The organism is Arthrobacter sp. E3 (genome assembly GCF_017353415.1).
Taxonomy (GTDB): domain Bacteria; phylum Actinomycetota; class Actinomycetes; order Actinomycetales; family Micrococcaceae; genus Specibacter.
In genome coordinates this window covers 1-14,871 of sequence record NZ_JAFMPX010000044.1, presented here as the reverse complement: position 1 = coordinate 14,871, position 14,871 = coordinate 1, and the positions used below count along the sequence as shown (strand labels likewise).

The 14,871-nt window shown below is 61.6% G+C and carries 14 protein-coding genes and 1 pseudogene; 4 read left to right on the top strand and 11 right to left on the bottom strand.

Translation table 11 applies throughout. The annotated features are described in order from the left end of the window. Positions 1-20: 20 nt before the first annotated feature. Together JMA46_RS14825 and rsmI are read right to left on the bottom strand one after the other, a co-directional pair. Positions 21-1,514 carry an NAD-dependent succinate-semialdehyde dehydrogenase gene (locus tag JMA46_RS14825; RefSeq protein ID WP_207346118.1) on the bottom strand — a complete coding sequence of 498 codons (1,494 nt, stop codon included), beginning with the start codon at positions 1,512-1,514 and terminating at the stop codon, positions 21-23. 218 nt (positions 1,515-1,732) lie between these two features. Continuing rightward, the gene (gene rsmI / locus JMA46_RS14820) at positions 1,733-2,656 is read right to left on the bottom strand and encodes a 16S rRNA (cytidine(1402)-2'-O)-methyltransferase (RefSeq protein WP_207346117.1); all 924 of its coding nucleotides are present in this window, start codon (positions 2,654-2,656) and stop codon (positions 1,733-1,735) included. Positions 2,657-2,726: 70 nt separating this feature from the next. Between rsmI and JMA46_RS14815 the strand changes: the two genes are divergently transcribed. Next, positions 2,727-4,457 carry a phospholipid carrier-dependent glycosyltransferase gene (locus tag JMA46_RS14815; RefSeq protein WP_207346128.1) on the top strand — a complete coding sequence of 577 codons (1,731 nt, stop codon included), beginning with the start codon at positions 2,727-2,729 and terminating at the stop codon, positions 4,455-4,457. Here the strand turns inward: JMA46_RS14815 and JMA46_RS14810 are convergent. The 4 genes from JMA46_RS14810 to JMA46_RS14795 form a co-directional block, all read right to left on the bottom strand. Further along, positions 4,454-4,606: a hypothetical protein gene (locus JMA46_RS14810; RefSeq protein WP_207346116.1), complete on the bottom strand. Its 153-nt coding sequence runs from the start codon at positions 4,604-4,606 to the stop codon at positions 4,454-4,456. The genes JMA46_RS14815 and JMA46_RS14810 overlap by 4 nt on opposite strands. Positions 4,607-4,888: 282 nt before the next feature. Further along, entirely contained in the window at positions 4,889-5,938 is a 1,050-nt protein-coding gene (locus JMA46_RS14805; RefSeq protein WP_348770187.1) for a TIGR01906 family membrane protein, read from the bottom strand. Between the two features lie 93 nt (positions 5,939-6,031). Beyond that, positions 6,032-6,973 (bottom strand): SGNH/GDSL hydrolase family protein, encoded by a 942-nt coding sequence (locus JMA46_RS14800; protein WP_207346115.1) that lies wholly within the window; start codon positions 6,971-6,973, stop codon positions 6,032-6,034. Between the two features lie 139 nt (positions 6,974-7,112). Beyond that, positions 7,113-8,105: a stage II sporulation protein M gene (locus JMA46_RS14795; RefSeq protein WP_207346126.1), complete on the bottom strand. Its 993-nt coding sequence runs from the start codon at positions 8,103-8,105 to the stop codon at positions 7,113-7,115. 100 nt (positions 8,106-8,205) lie between these two features. Here JMA46_RS14795 and JMA46_RS14790 point away from each other — a divergent pair, with 100 nt between their 5' ends. Continuing rightward, complete coding sequence (locus JMA46_RS14790) at positions 8,206-8,622, top strand: hypothetical protein (RefSeq protein WP_207346114.1); 417 nt, start codon at positions 8,206-8,208, stop codon at positions 8,620-8,622. 65 nt (positions 8,623-8,687) lie between these two features. Then, positions 8,688-9,491 carry an RDD family protein gene (locus JMA46_RS14785; RefSeq protein ID WP_207346113.1) on the top strand — a complete coding sequence of 268 codons (804 nt, stop codon included), beginning with the start codon at positions 8,688-8,690 and terminating at the stop codon, positions 9,489-9,491. A 27-nt stretch (positions 9,492-9,518) separates the two neighbouring features. Here JMA46_RS14785 and JMA46_RS14780 read toward each other — a convergent pair whose 3' ends face one another. The 5 genes and pseudogenes from JMA46_RS14780 to JMA46_RS14760 form a co-directional block, all read right to left on the bottom strand. Then, complete coding sequence (locus JMA46_RS14780) at positions 9,519-10,796, bottom strand: Ig-like domain-containing protein (protein ID WP_207346112.1); 1,278 nt, start codon at positions 10,794-10,796, stop codon at positions 9,519-9,521. Between the two features lie 141 nt (positions 10,797-10,937). Then, positions 10,938-11,840 carry an MBL fold metallo-hydrolase gene (locus JMA46_RS14775; RefSeq protein WP_207346111.1) on the bottom strand — a complete coding sequence of 301 codons (903 nt, stop codon included), beginning with the start codon at positions 11,838-11,840 and terminating at the stop codon, positions 10,938-10,940. Positions 11,841-11,870: 30 nt separating this feature from the next. Next, a pseudogene (gene ahcY / locus JMA46_RS14770) lies at positions 11,871-13,369 on the bottom strand (adenosylhomocysteinase). 62 nt (positions 13,370-13,431) lie between these two features. Further along, positions 13,432-13,611, bottom strand: a complete 180-nt coding sequence (locus JMA46_RS14765; protein WP_207346110.1) for a hypothetical protein — start codon at positions 13,609-13,611, stop codon at positions 13,432-13,434. 53 nt (positions 13,612-13,664) lie between these two features. Then, complete coding sequence (locus JMA46_RS14760) at positions 13,665-14,063, bottom strand: DUF3499 family protein (protein WP_207346109.1); 399 nt, start codon at positions 14,061-14,063, stop codon at positions 13,665-13,667. A gap of 67 nt (positions 14,064-14,130) precedes the next feature. On the opposite strand from JMA46_RS14760, the gene JMA46_RS14755 reads away from it, so the two are divergent. Further along, positions 14,131-14,673 carry a metallopeptidase family protein gene (locus JMA46_RS14755; protein WP_207346108.1) on the top strand — a complete coding sequence of 181 codons (543 nt, stop codon included), beginning with the start codon at positions 14,131-14,133 and terminating at the stop codon, positions 14,671-14,673. Positions 14,674-14,871 lie beyond the last annotated feature (198 nt).

Genomic DNA, 14,871 nt, shown 5'->3' with positions numbered 1-14,871 from the left:
GGCTGCTGCAGCCCGGGACGTCAGACGTTGTTGGGGTTGGGGAAGCCAATGTACTGCGTGTACTGGTACTCCTCGATGCCCTCGATGCTGCCTTCACGGCCCAGGCCCGACTGCTTGACGCCGCCAAACGGGGCTGCGGCGTTGGAGATGACGCCCGCGTTCAGGCCCATCATGCCCGTTTCAATGCGGTTGGCCATGCGCAGCCCGCAGTTGTGGTCCCGGGTGTAGACGTAAGCGACCAGGCCGTATTCGGTGTCGTTGGCCAGCGCGACGGCCTCGTCTTCACTCTTGAACGTGACGATGGGGGCCACCGGGCCGAAGATCTCCTCGGCGAGAATGCGCGATCCCGGCTCCACACCCGCCAGCACGGTGGGCGGGTAGAAGTAGCCGGGGCCGTAAGATGGGGAGCCACCCACGATGGCACGGGCGCCGTCAGCCACGGCATCTGTGACCAGGGCGTGCACCTTCGCGCGGCTCTTGGCATCAATGAGCGGACCAACCGTTGTCTCCGGGTCGGTGCCACGGCCGGTCGTGGTCGCAGCCATTTTGGTGGCCAACTTGGTCGAGAACTCCTCGGCGACGGACTCGTGCACCAGGAAACGGTTAGCGGCCGTGCAGGCCTCGCCCATGTTACGCAGTTTGGCCGCCATGGCACCATCGACGGCGGCGTCGATATCAGCGTCGGCGAAGACGAGGAACGGGGCATTGCCGCCGAGCTCCATAGACGTGCGCAAGACGTTGCTGGAGGCGTCCGCCAGCAACCGCTTGCCCACAGCGGTGGAACCGGTGAAGGACAGCTTACGCAGACGGGCGTCCTTGACCACCGGGCCCGTCACGCCCCCGGCGTCGGTGGTCTGAACCACGTTCAGGACTCCGGCGGGCAGGCCGGCTTCCATGAGCACGTGGGCAAAAAGGAGGCTTGTCAGCGGCGTGAGGTTGGCGGGCTTCAACACCATGGTGCAGCCGGCCGCGATGGCGGGGGCGATCTTGCGGGTGGCCATGGCCAACGGGAAGTTCCACGGCGTGATCAACAGGCACGGACCCACCGGCTTCTTCTGCACCAGGATCTGTTGGGTGCCTTCGGGGTTGGACGAGTAGCGGCCAAAGGAGCGCGATGCTTCCTCGGAGAACCACCGGAGGAACTCGGCACCGTACTTGACCTCGCCACGGGATTCAGCCAACGGCTTGCCCATTTCCAGGGTCATGAGCAAGGCAAAGTCCTCGGCACGGGCCGTGACAAGTTCAAAGGCCTTGCGCAGGATTTCAGCCCGGAAGCGCGGTGCGGTGGCGGCCCATTCGTCCTGCGCAGCCGCAGCGGCATCCATGGCTGCAGCGCCGTCGGAGGCACCGGCATTGGCAATTTCCAGCAGTGCCTTGCCGGTGGAAGGGTCCTCCACGGTAAATGTCTGCCCGGAGGCCGCGCTGCGCCATTCACCGTTGATCAACAGTCCTGTGGGAACACTGGCCAGGAGCGTGCTTTCGCGTTCTGTAAGTTCGGCGGCTGCCACGGTCATGAGGGACTCCTTTGTTGAAAGCCGGAGCCACGGCCCGGCTCCAAGAAGAGTGTGCTTGGAGATGGTGCTGCGGCAATGCGGCGGTGTGCTGAACACTCAGTGCGGTGCTGACCAGTTCACCGTAGTTCCCGGCACACGGGCGTGTCTAGGCGTGCACGCACTGCCCGCACGGCTTTCACTGTGCACTTGTCCAAAGCCCTCATTCAGCGGGACAAATCCTAACTCCTGGCAGCGAGCACTGCACTGTACAGTTCGCGCTTGCTGACGTGGACGTCGTGGGCGATCACGGCCACAGCCTCCTTCATGCGCATGCCTTGGGTCATGAGTAAGTTGACGGCGGCCACATGATCTTCGGGTGTGCCTGGGTCCGCATCCGGGGAGCCGCCCACCACGATGGCGATCTCTCCGCGGATCTGATTCTCTTCAGCCCATTCCAGCAGGCCCGAGAGGGGTTTGCGGATGACTTCCTCATAGGTTTTAGTCAGTTCCCGGCACACCGCGGCCGGCCGGGCCGGACCAAAGGCGGTGTGCAGTGCACGCAGCATGGCTTCGAGCCGGTGCGGGGCTTCAAAGAACACCATGGTGCGTTTTTCCACAGCAAGATCATGCAGCCGGGCCGCCCGCTCCCCCGATTTACGTGGCAGGAAGCCTTCAAAGCAGAATCTGTCGGTGGGCAATCCGGACAATGCCAACGCCGTGAGCACGGCCGAGGGGCCGGGGGCGGCCGTGACCTTCACGCCTGCTGCGACGGCGGCACTCACCAACCGGAAGCCGGGATCTGAGACGGAAGGCATGCCTGCATCAGTGACCATCAGCAGCACCTTCCCGGCCTGCACCTGGGCCAGCAGTTCAGGGGTTTTCGCGGCCTCATTGTGCTCGTGGTAGCTGATGATCGCCCCGCCGACCTTGACGTCCAGGCTTGTCACAAGGCGGTGCAGGCGCCGCGTGTCCTCGGCGGCGACAATGTCAGCTGCCCCCAGCCAGGCAATCAGCCGGGCAGTGGCATCTCCCATGTTCCCGATGGGGGTGGCGGCAAGAATAATGAAGCCCTCCCCGGGCCGGGTGCTGGGGGCGAGGGAGGCATCAAGGGCTTCTTCGGCCAATTCTGTCGTTTCGGGGTCTTGGCCAAAGTCTTCTTCCATGACACCAGCGTAGTGGGCCACGGCAACAGCCGCCCACTTGGGTACCATTGACCCCGTGCAACCCCACGCTATGGATACCGCCCCGGCGGCCCCGGACCCAGACTCCAACGACGCACCGCCACCTGGTGGTGCGGGCGTCGTTGCAACCGCCGAAGCGCCAAAGCATTCAAAACACACCGCACTTCCCGCCCCCCACTGGCTTCTTGATCCTGCGGCGGCGTTCACCAAAGCAGCTGTGGCGGGCCGGCTGCTGGGGCAGCGTTTCTCCTTCAACACCACCCCGCCAAGCATGCGCTTGTGGTTTTGGCTGGCCCCGGCCCTGACGGCGCTCATTGGCGGAGTGCTTCGGTTTGTCCGGCTCGGCCAGCCGCCGTCACTGGTGTTTGACGAGACGTATTACGTGAAGGACGCCTACAGCTACCTCCAGAGCGGCTACGAGCGCAATTGGGCCGAAAAGGCCAACGATCTTTTCAACCAAGGGATCTTCACTGGTTTGGAGAAGACCGGTGAGTACGTGGTCCACCCTCCCGTGGGCAAGTGGATGATCGCGTTTGGCATGTGGCTTTTCGGCCCGGAGAGCACCTTTGGGTGGCGTTTTTCCGCAGCACTGGTAGGCACAATCTCCATCTTTGTGCTGGCTTTGATTGCCCAGAAGATGTTCCGTTCCACCATTTTGGGGGCTACGGCGGGCCTGCTTTTTGCCATTGACGGCCACGCGATCGTGCAGTCCAGGACGTCGTTGCTGGATATTTTTGTCATGTTTTTTGCGCTGCTGGGCTTCGGTGCCCTGCTCATGGACCGTGATGACGGCCGACGGCGGCTGGCAGCCAAGCTGGCCTCGCTCACCGGAGCGGACGGCAGGGTTGCAGCGAAGGCGCTGCTCTACGGACCCTGGTTGGGGATCCGTTGGTGGAGGCTGGCTGCCGGTGTGGCGCTGGGCTTGTGCATTGGTACCAAGTGGTCGGGGCTGTTCTTCCTGGCCGCGTTTGGGCTGATGAGCGTTGTGTGGGATATGAACGCCCGGCGCATTGCAGGGATCAAGTACTGGGTAATGGGTACGGTCTGGAAGGACGGCATGCTCGCCTTCGTCAGTGTTGTACCCGTCGCCGCCATTACGTATTTGGCGTCCTGGACAGGCTGGTTCATGTCCAAGGATGCATATGACCGTAACTGGGGAGCAGAGAACCCTGCCGGGCCATGGGGTTGGATTCCGGAGTCTTTGCGTTCCCTGTGGCACTACCATTCGACGGCGTACAGCTTCCACACGGGCCTGGGCTCGGACCACCCCTACAAGGCCAATGCCTGGTCATGGTTCGTCATGGGCCGGCCAACGTCCTTTTACATCAAGAACTTCGAAAATGGTGAGGGCGGCTGCACGGTGGACAAGTGCACGGCGGCCGTGACCAGCTTGGGCAACCCGTTGATTTGGTGGGGCGGTTCGCTGGCGATCTTGTTTTTGGTGGGCGTATGGATTGCGAAGCGCGACTGGCGGGCAGGCGCTATTTTGGTGGGCTTCGCGGCTGGCTTTTTGCCGTGGCTCTTCTACCCGCAGCGCACCATCTTTTTCTTCTACGCCATCGCCTACGAGCCCTTCATGATCTTGGCGGTGGTCCTGGTCCTCGGCATGGTGCTGGCCAAGGTGGGAGACCCACCGGCACGCCGCCAGCAAGGCGCCATCTTCGTGGGCATGTTCGTGGTGCTTGCTGTGGCGCTCAGCGCGTTCTTCTACCCGATTTGGGCGGCAGAGATCATTCCGGCGGACCTCTGGCGCCGCCATATGTGGCTACCCAGCTGGATCTAGCCGGAAACAGGCGGGAGCCCCGGACCGGTTAATTCATCAACGGTGACGAACCGATATCCCTGTTGTTTCAGTGAATCAATGGTGAACGTGGTGGCGGTTTGCATCGCGGTGCCGGCGGTGTAGCCCCACAGGAGGAACGTGGCCGTCACAGCGCTAGTTCGGACAGAACCTGTAGTTCGTTCTGCACATCCCCGGGAGTCGGCCCGTCCTCGAACGTCGATGACTCATGCAAATATGTGTTTCACACCATGATCGGCCGCGTGCATGGGGCGGCTACGGGATCCGTTCCGTGGGTTGGGCGAGATCTTCCCGCCCGGGGAGCGGATCGTAGGCAGCTGGCTAGTATTCCACCTGGCGGGTGATCTTTTCTCATGAGCCCGGCCAGTCAACCACGCACTCCGGCGCGTGGTGGCGCCGCCGTGTTCCTGATGCTACTGCTCCGCTGCAGCGCGGCGGCCCGGGCGCTTGGCTTTCGCGACGGCCTGGCGACGCTCCTTGGTGGGCCAAGTGAACGCCAACGTCAAGGAGGCGACCACCAGCACGAACGCACCGATGAAGATGCCGGCATCCATCCAGAATTCGCTCGGGAACAGCCGGATCAATGTGTCATCGGTGTAGAACGTCCACGTGCCGGCGGCGAAGAAGATCCGGTGGAATTCGGTGAAGAACTCCTCCCAGCCGGTCACGGCGAACACGCCCAGCACAATGATCAAGGCCAAGGTGGCGATTGACCCGGCAAAGAGGCCGCGGCGAATCCCGCCTTGGCTGCGCTGGCGCAGGTACACCATGCCGATGACCATCACAATGGCCAAGACCAGACCGGTCAGGAATGCCAAGACGATCACCGACTTGACGTCGGCCATGTGGCCCACTTCCCGATCAAGGAACAACGGCTTGCCCAACGTGTTGACGAGGTCGCCCAAGTAGCGCGGAGAGGCAAAATTAAGCAGGTAGTCCACGGTGTACGAGCCATAGGTGACCCGGTCGTCAGTGGTGAATCCAAACGTGTCCGCAGGGAAGCCGGGACGGTGGTATTCGATCCACAAAAAAACCGAGGAGGTGACGAGTCGGATCGAGAGCACCAGCAGCACGATCGGGTAAAACACGGCAATAAGCACCTGGAAGACGCGAGTCAACACCGGTTTCGTGTTGGCAGCCTTGTCCATGGATGCCTGACGTCTTGCCACTTCTTCCGCCGACGGAAGTACCAAGGGCACTTCGGCATTTTTGCCCGAGGTTGCCGGTCTTTCGTTGGACTCACTGACACTCTTGGCCAGCGAAGCGGCGATTTCCTCATCGCTGGGCAGTGGTCGCAACTTCGTAGCCGGACGCATTGGCTCGCCTTCTGCGGACTCGTCGATCTTGATCCGCGGTGCCGGATCCACTGGTACAGCATCAACCGGTGCCGGATTCTTCTTCGACGGGGCTGGCACCTGTGCACCGCTGTTGGCTGAGTCCTGGTTCTTTGAATTCTCGCTCACACTTCGAAACGATACCGGCCACTTCGCCCTGTCTGGTGCTGCCACCCCGGGCCGATGCCAAACTGTCACCGGATCCTCCCTTGGGGCGGTGTTTCACTTCATGCGGTGAAACAGTTGATGATGCACAGCAGCTTCTGGTGGGACCGGCATGCCAAACGCCTGCTCTGGCGCCTCTATCGGAAGTCCCATGGCAACCATGGTGAGCGGGCTTGTAGCAAGCGGCGCCGGGATGGGCCGCTTCGCACCAAAGCCACCGTTGGAAGGCTGCCGCCGGATTCCTGCCAACACCCACGGCATGAAGTACTCCCGAGCCCACAGGATGTCCCCTGCACGGGCTTCACGCCAGCTTTTGCCGGGCAGTGGTTTCGGCGAGCAGGGCAGCAGCGTGTGCGGCACATTGAGCGTGTCCAGCACCATGGCTGCCACTGCATGGTGGCCCATGGACGAAGGGTGCAGCCTGTCGGAACTCCACATGCGCGGATCATGCAGTTCACTCATGGCCCACAGATCGGCAATGACTGCGTCGTTGCGTTCGGCGATGCTGCGCATATTTTCGTTGAAGATGGCTATCTTGGTGCGAAACTGCCCCAGCACGGTGGACTTGCCGGAATCGGGCCCGGCAAACAGCACCACGGTCACGCCTTGGAAACACAGGGTTTCCACGGCCCCTTCCAGCAGGGCTGCCAACTTGTCCGGGTCAGCACCGGGATGAATAAGGTCGTTGCCACCTGCCTGGATGGTTACCAGGTCCGGCTTGAGTGTGAGCGCCTGGCCTAGCTGGGTGTCGACAACCTCATGCAGCAACTCCCCGCGAACGGCCAGATTCGCATAAGCAAAGCCTGGAACACCGATGCTTAGTTCTTCTGCAACCCTGTCCGCCCAACCACGATAGCCGCCTGGACTGCGCGGTTCCGGATCGTCCAAGCCTTCGGTGAAGGAATCCCCCATCGCCACGAAGCGACTCCATGGATGCGGGGGCAGACTTTGCAACTGGTCCGGCACCTGCCCGCGTTCTACATCCTGCTCTGGTCCCATAACCCCATAGTGCACCCTGTGCGATAAGTGTGGCAGGGGAAAAGCCAAAATAATTTCCGACAACCCCAGGCACCCGGTCACCATCAGCAGCGGTCTGTCCACCTACTTTGTTCCACTACTGCACGCCACGGCGCAAGTCTCAGGCCGAGCGGACGGAGGCTCCGGCGTCGTCCGCGCCAAGATCCCCGCTCTCACCGTTCCGCACCGCCCTGCCACCCAACACCAAGGTGTAGGTCCAGTAGGCGGCAAGCACCAGTGCACCGATGCTGATCTTGGCCCACACCGGCAGCGGGCTGGGCGTCACATAGGCCTCGACAAACCCGGACACGAACAGTACCAAAACAAGGCCGGCGGCGACCGTCATCAGGGAGCGGCCTTCCTTGGCCAGGGAATTGAGCCGCGTCTGCGGGCCGGGGCTCACCCACGCCCAAAAGATACGCAGCCCGGCGGCGGCGGCAATGAAGATGGCGGTCAGCTCCATGAGCCCGTGCGGGAGGATGTAGCTGAAAAACACGTCGCCGCGGTCGTAGGCGAACATGACCCCGGCCGTCATCCCCACCCCCTGGGCATTGGAGAATATGGCATAGGGCACGAACACGCCCGTGATACCAAAGGCCACGCACTGGGCGGCAATCCAGGCATTGTTCGTCCAGACAGCCCCGGCAAAAGAAGCCGCCGGGTTCTCCGAGTAGTAGCCAACAAAGTCGCGCTCCACTAGCTGCTGCAATTGCGCGTCACTGCCCATTGCCGCCAGCACGCCGGGATTCCCAGCGGTCCACGCGCCAAACAGTGTGGCAATGAGGACAAACACGGCACCCACAACGACCGTCAGCCACCGAATCCGGTAGAACGCTGCAGGAAGTGAGATGACAAAGAAGCGCGCCGTGTCCACGAAAAAGTTGGATTTGGCGCCCGTGAACCGGGTCCGCGCATTGGCAAGGGTGGCCGACAACGACGCGGAGAGCTGGCTCTCAGCCGCCACCGACCGAATAAGCGACAAGTGCGCTGAGACGCTCTGGTACAGGTCAAGCAGCTCGTCGGTCTCAGCCCCGGTCAGACTCCGTTTCTTGGCAAGCATGTCCAGCCGCGCCCACTGGGGGCTGTGCACTGTTGTAAACGCATCCATGTCCATCCGCCCCAGCATAGCGCCCTGCGGCGTTGCCCCCAGACTGCGCTCTGGCATTCAAAGATGATCCTTGTGAATCGCAGATGCACCATGGAAAGGTTGATTCATGGACACCCATTTCACTCGTGACCTGCTCATGACGGCGGCGATATTTTCTTTTTTCAGCTTCGTCTGGTTCGGGTGGGCGCAAGAGCGCCCACCCGCCGGAGCTGTGATCTCACTGGGGATCGGTTCCGGGATCGGACTCCTGCTTGCCCTTGCCTTCGGTCTGCTCAGTTGGCGAAACTGGGCGGCGCCCACCGCCCTCGACCCATCGGGCGACTCCTGGCGCAGCTATCTGATCATCGTTGGCGTGGAGGTCGTGCTGGTGGCGGCCGCGGTCGCGGCAACTGTTGTGGCTGTCCGCAGCGAACTGCAGCCAAGCTTCCTTACTGGCATCCTTGCCGGTCCGATCCTGCTGACATTCGCAATCTTTGCTGCAGCACAGTGGCTGACAACACTCGGCCAATCCACGGCGGCATGACACTTTCCGCGGACCAACGCACTTTCGCAGACAACTCCGCATTCCCGCGTGACTAGACTGTTTCAATGTCTGCGATCATCACCGGTGAAGCCGTTGTCCTGGAGCTTCGCCCCGCCTCCTTCGCCGCCCGCTCGCTCGCCACGGCCATCGACGTTGCGGCCACTTTGTTGGTTGGACTGGGCTTGGTCATGTTGCTGGGCGCGCTGCCCTTTGTGGTGGACTTTGCTGCCGTGCGGGCCATCCTGATCGTTGCGGTGGTCACGCTGCTTGTCATGGTGCCCATCACCGTCGAGACGCTGAGCCGGGGGAAGTCGTTGGGAAAGCTCGCCCTTGGCCTGCGGATCGTCAGGGACGACGGCGGGTCCATCCGTTTTCGCCATGCCATGATCCGGGCACTGCTGGCGGTTTTGGAGATTTACATGACGCTGGGTTCAGTGGCCTGCTTGGTGTCCTTATTCAATGACAAGTCCAAGCGTTTGGGTGACATGCTTGCCGGCACATATGCCATTCGGGACCGCGCACCAAAAGTGAAGCCGCTGCAGGTGTCCGTTGCCCCGCAGCTGGCCCCCTGGGCGGCACTGGCTGACATTGGCCGCCTCCCTGACTCGCTGGCCCGGCGCATCTCCTTGTTTCTCAACCAGGGATCCGCCATGGCCCCGGCATCACGCCATGCGCTAGGACTGGAGCTTGCCAACGAAGCCAGCCAGTTCGTTGCGCCGCTGCCAGCTCCCGGCACGGACCCTGCCGTGTTCCTGTCTTCCTTGATGGCTGAACGCCGTGAACGTGAATTCCACCGCCTCACCGCCTCGGCGCAGCGCGCAGCCGTGGTGCGTAGCCAGCTCCAGCGCCACGGCGCGGGCGGGAACTAGGGCATCAAGCTGCCGTCCCGGACAGTCCTAGCGCGAAGCGTAGTTCTCGAAGGGGATGTTCCAATCACCAAATCCGTCGGTGGGGGCGATCGTCTCGTTGGGTGTTCCGACGGTGTGGACGATGTCGCCCGCGTGCATGTTCTCAAACACCCAGCTGGCCCCCTCCGCTGACAGGCCGATGCAGCCATGGGAGAGGTTGGCGACGCCAAGATAGGGCATGGCGGAGTCCGTCGCCTGGTGGATGAAGATGCCGCTCGGTGTCAACCGGGTGGCGAATTGCACGTCGACTGAACCGTAGTCGCCGGGGTCACCGGGCTTGAGTCCAATGGTTGAAGCCTTGAATGTGGCATAGCGCTGCTTGTCAGCCGTCAGCACGATGTAGCCGGATGCCGACGGGAACGCCGTGTCACCCATGGTTGCCGGGAACGTGCGGGCAACCTGGTCATTGACGAGAATGCTGACGCTCAGGGCTGCTGCGTCGGCTTCCATGACCACCTTGTTGCCAATGTTGACGTCGTAGTTCTTGTTGAAGTTGGCGATCATGCCGTTGCCAATATCCATACCGTAAAGCTTCATATCGACGTTGACTACCGAGTTGGCCGGCCAGTAGTCCGCGGTGCGATAGCGCACCATCTTGTCCGAGTACCAGCGGAACGCACCGGGCTGGCTGGCTCCGTTGTTGATGGTGATGGCCTTTTCCACGGCTTCCTTGTTCACCACGGGTTCGCTGAAGTTGAACTGGAGCGGCTGGGCCACACCGACGGTGGCACCGGCGCCCGGGTATATGGAGGCGTCTGCCTCATGTGATGCCGGAACCGTAGTGAAGGTGCTGATCGAGTTCTTGTTGGTCCCGACCGTGTCAACGGCGGTGACGTTGAACGTGTAGGCCGTGTCAAATTTTAGTGGAGTCGTGGCCGTCCATGTGCCGCCGTCATCGGAGAGCTTGCCGTCGCTGACTGCTCCTGTGGCTGTTTCCTTCAGGACAACATTAAACATTTTCCCGTGTTTCACCGTTGCAACTACTGCACTTGTCGGGTTCACAAAGTCAGTGCCGGTAGCCGGGTTGAGCGTCAGCACAGCCGGAATTGCTGCCATTTTGGGGGTAGGAGTTGCTTGCGGGCCCTGCGTGTTGGCATTGGCGGACACCGTGGGTGAGTTTTGCCCGGCAGCATTCCCGATCCCGGGCAGCCAAGAATTGGCGACAGCAAGGCCAACCCCACCGCCGGCAACTGCCAGTGCAAGAAGGATGATCAACGCGATCTTCCAGCCTCGCCTGGGCTTCGCGGTCTCGGTCAACTCAGCCATGCAAATTCCCTATTCGGTGGGCCATGCAACGTTCTTCTTCCGTGGCAAATGGTGCGCCAACTACCCATTTTACGGCATGTTTGCCCACCGAATGGTGATTCATGGGGCAGCGGCAGGATCGAGACCGGACTGTTGCCCGGGTTACGGTCCTGTGATATTTCCACTGCGCAGGTAGTCCAACTGCGCTTCCACATTCAATTGCGCTGCGGCTAGAAGATTTTCCGGCACGTCCGGGTAGACACGTTCCGCGACTGCCTGTACGGAAGGGATCGTTCCGCTTTCCTTCTCCAAAAGTTCGACGGCGGAGCGGACTTGGGCGATCCGTTCCCCTCTGTGTTCTGCATAGCCTTGGGCTGCCTTCGCCAGGCTGGCAAGCACCGGTCCGTGGCCTGGCAAGGCGGGAACCGGGTTCTCTGCGGTGCCGTGTTCATCACCCCAGTTGCGCAACATGTCCAACGACGCCAGGTATTCTCCCAGCCGTCCATCCGGGTAGCAGATGACGGTGCTGCCGCTGCCCAGAATCGTATCCCCCGTCAGCACCACGTGCCCGGCCAACGACGTAACCGCCGGTTCCGGTGCGGAGGAGGTGTCCGGCGTCGTGCCTAGCATGGGTGTCGTGTCTGGTTCACGGAGTGCCGGGGCAACCGCAAAGCACAGGGAATCGCTGGTGTGTCCAGGGGTGGCCAGGACGGTGATGTCCAGACCTGCCGCGTGGATGGTTTCACGGTCGCGCAAGGGATCCCCGCCATGACAGAAAGCGGACAGGGCAGCACGGACAGGAGCTCCGCTGAGTTGCTGCAAGTAGGCGCTGCCATCGGTGTGGTCGCCATGCTGGTGGGTGATCAGAATCAGCTCCACGGTTCCTGCAGCCGCCAATTGCGCCAGATGAGGCTCCAACAGCGGACCCGGATCAACCACCACCACGCTAGCAGCGCCGGGTCCAGCCAGCACATACGAATTCGTTCCATCCAGGGTCATGGGCCCAGGATTTTCAGCCTTGCGACGCCGCACGAAATCCCCCATGCGTTCCCAATGTTCGTTCATTCCCTGCCCATCCCCCGGCGGCGCCGGATGCTAGTAGCGGTAGTACGTGGGCTTGTAGGGCCCGGCCGGCTCCAGATTCAAGTATGCTGCCTGATCGTCGGTGAGTACCGTCAGTTCAACGCCCAGGGCGTCCAAATGCAGGCGGGCTACTTTCTCGTCCAGGATCTTGGGCAGCACGTACACGTCCTTGGCATATTCGGGCTTTACCTGGTCCTTTTTCGTGAAGAGTTCGATCTGCGCAATGACCTGATTGGCGAAGGAGTTGCTCATGACGAAGGAGGGATGGCCCGTGGCATTGCCTAGATTCAGCAGGCGCCCCTCGGACAGGACAATGATGGAGCGCTCCGCAGCAGAGCCTGCGTCAAACACCCATTCGTGGACTTGCGCCTTGATCTCCACCTTCGCCACACCGGCGATTTTTGCCAGGCCCGCCATGTCGATTTCGTTGTCGAAGTGGCCAATGTTGCCCACGATCGCCTTGTTCTTCATCTTGAGCATCTCGGCGGCCATGATGATGTCTTTGCCGCCTGTTGTGGTGATGAAGATGTCACCCTGACCGAGGACGGACTCCAGTTTGGCCACCTGGTAGCCGTCCATGGCTGCTTGGAGAGCGCAGATGGGGTCAATTTCGGTGATGATCACACGTGCGCCCTGGCCGCTCAGCGCCTCAGCCGAGCCCTTGCCGACGTCGCCGTAGCCACAGACGACGGCGACCTTCCCGCCAATGAGCACATCGGTGGCGCGCATGATGCCGTCTGGGAGTGAATGGCGGATGCCGTACTTGTTGTCGAACTTCGACTTGGTGACGGAGTCGTTGACATTGATGGCGGGGAAGAGCAGTTTGCCGTCAGCGGCCAACTGGTAGAGCCGGTGCACGCCCGTGGTCGTTTCCTCCGTGACACCGTGGATCCCTGCTGCAATGCGCGTCCACTGCTGCGCGTCTCCGGCAAGGGAGTCGCGCAGCACTTGGAGGAAAATGGCACCTTCTTCGGACTCTTCCTCCGTGGTGTTGGGAACGCCACCTGCTGCTTCGAATTCAGCGCCTTTGTGGACCAGCATGGTGGCGTCACCGCCGTCGTCAAGGATCATGTTGGGTCCCCGGCTGGGATCAGTGCCCGCACCGGGCCAGTTGAAGATCTGCTGCGCCGTCCACCAATATTCCGCCAGCGTTTCACCCTTCCAGGCAAGACCGGGACGCCGGTAGGATTCTCAGGTGTGCCATGCCCCACCACGACGGCGGCAGCTGCCTCATCCTGGGTGGAGAAAATGTTGCAGGACGCCCAGCGAACTTCGGCACCGAGCGCCGTCAAAGTTTCGATCAACACGGCGGTTTGCACAGTCATGTGAAGCGAGCCGGCAATACGGGCGCCCTTCAGCGGCTGGATCGAAGCGTATTCGGCGCGCAGGCTCATGAGACCGGGCATCTCAAACTCGGCCAGACGGATCTGGTGACGGCCAGCGGCTGCCAGAGAGATGTCGGCAATTTTGTAGTCGGCCGGGGACAGAGTCCCTGATGTGGATGAATTCATGGGAAATATCCTTTACGCCTCGGGGCTAAAGCCGCATGACACTTTTCAGAAGCCGGCCGTGTCTAGCCGGTGATTTGTTCCGGACGCAACAATAAGGCAATGCCTTCATCGATGGCGTAGCGCAAGGGTGCGCCGTCGGGCCCGTTGGCTGTACTCACGAGAGCGGCGCCGTCTTGAACGAGCGTGGAGCCGGTGACGGGACACCGCAGTAGTTCCATAAGCTTTTCGCTAATCTTCGCCATGCACTTGCCTTTCCCTCGAGTGGGTCAAACTGCTGTGGAATTAGTCGTCGAAATCAGTCGCGTAGCACGCGAAGGTGGCCTCGCCGTCCGGCGTTGGGGGCGCCGGCGGGCAGGTGGGCCGGTGGTTCAAGACTGCCCTGAAATTCACGTCTTGCAGCAGGTGATTCTTCGTCGGGATCGGCATTTGCAGCTTCGCGCACGGCGTCGGCTAGAGCCAGTAGGTCGTCAGGACCGGGCGCTTGTGGTTCATCTGAGCGCGTCAAATGGATCACTTCCCACCCCAGCGGAGCCGTCAGTCGTGCCGAGTGCTTGGCGCACAAATCGTAGCAATGTGGTTCCGCAAATGTAGCTAACGGACCTAAAACTGCTGTTGAATCGGCGTAGACGTACGTCAAAGTAGCCACGGCCGCTTCACGGCAGGCTGATCTGGTGCATTGACGAAGGGTTCCCACGATTCCCAAGACTACCCTTACCGCAGCAATATTTCCCCTTGGCTGGCCGCGGGCCTACAGTGAATTGATGGAGAATAAGTCCGGGAACAGCCAGCCGTCGCTGACCATCGCACTACATCCGGTAGTTTCTGCGGCAGACCAGGATGCGCAGACACCGGTCCGCCATTTCTGGGACCGGCATCGGGACAGACACGGACGTGGGTTGCGCGGGCTGCTGCTGCCCGCATCGCTGCCAGCGTCCCGGACCCGCAGCGAGAAGTTTGAGGACCTCGTGGTGGATTCGGCCGAACGCCTGCGTCATCTGTGGCCTGACGCCCTCGCGCAGGCCGAGTATCTGGTGGAGGAAGTTCCAGGACAGTTGGAATCACTGATCGCATCCGGCTCCCCAGCCCCCTTGGGCAAGTTCACACCGGCAATTCGGGCCACGTCGGATTCACCAGCGCAGCCACCCGTCATTGCCATCTACCGCCATCCGGTGGAAGAACTGTGCGACACCTCTGGGCAGGTGCGGGAACTGGTGCACGAGGTCATGATCGAACAAGTGGCGGGCCTGCTCAATATAGATCCCGACACCGTCGACCCCTTGTTCCGCCGGTTTCGCGGCCACTAGCCACTCGGGGCGCGCTTCCGCCCGCGGGGCAGGCTCGCTGACTAAGTTCGGCCAGATTGCTTGCTGAATCAATCGAATATAAGTACATATAGTTATTGCGGTTGTATAACGTTGGGGGTAGAATGGGGGTATGAGTAATCGGGAGGAGTTCCCCGGAGACCGGGGCTTTGCAGCCACAGCAGATGTGGCTGGTTTCCT

What these genes read in the sequence shown, in the direction of transcription:
- JMA46_RS14825 (WP_207346118.1), bottom strand. Translation starts at nt 1,514, where the DNA reads ATGACCGTGGCAGCCGCCGAACTTACAGAACGCGAAAGCACGCTCCTG.
- rsmI (WP_207346117.1), bottom strand. Translation starts at nt 2,656, where the DNA reads ATGGAAGAAGACTTTGGCCAAGACCCCGAAACGACAGAATTGGCCGAA.
- JMA46_RS14815 (WP_207346128.1), top strand. Translation starts at nt 2,727, where the DNA reads ATGGATACCGCCCCGGCGGCCCCGGACCCAGACTCCAACGACGCACCG.
- JMA46_RS14800 (WP_207346115.1), bottom strand. Translation starts at nt 6,973, where the DNA reads ATGGGACCAGAGCAGGATGTAGAACGCGGGCAGGTGCCGGACCAGTTG.
- JMA46_RS14795 (WP_207346126.1), bottom strand. Translation starts at nt 8,105, where the DNA reads ATGGACATGGATGCGTTTACAACAGTGCACAGCCCCCAGTGGGCGCGG.
- JMA46_RS14790 (WP_207346114.1), top strand. Translation starts at nt 8,206, where the DNA reads ATGGACACCCATTTCACTCGTGACCTGCTCATGACGGCGGCGATATTT.
- JMA46_RS14785 (WP_207346113.1), top strand. Translation starts at nt 8,688, where the DNA reads ATGTCTGCGATCATCACCGGTGAAGCCGTTGTCCTGGAGCTTCGCCCC.
- JMA46_RS14780 (WP_207346112.1), bottom strand. Translation starts at nt 10,796, where the DNA reads ATGGCTGAGTTGACCGAGACCGCGAAGCCCAGGCGAGGCTGGAAGATC.
- JMA46_RS14775 (WP_207346111.1), bottom strand. Translation starts at nt 11,840, where the DNA reads ATGAACGAACATTGGGAACGCATGGGGGATTTCGTGCGGCGTCGCAAG.
- JMA46_RS14765 (WP_207346110.1), bottom strand. Translation starts at nt 13,611, where the DNA reads ATGGCGAAGATTAGCGAAAAGCTTATGGAACTACTGCGGTGTCCCGTC.
- JMA46_RS14755 (WP_207346108.1), top strand. Translation starts at nt 14,131, where the DNA reads ATGGAGAATAAGTCCGGGAACAGCCAGCCGTCGCTGACCATCGCACTA.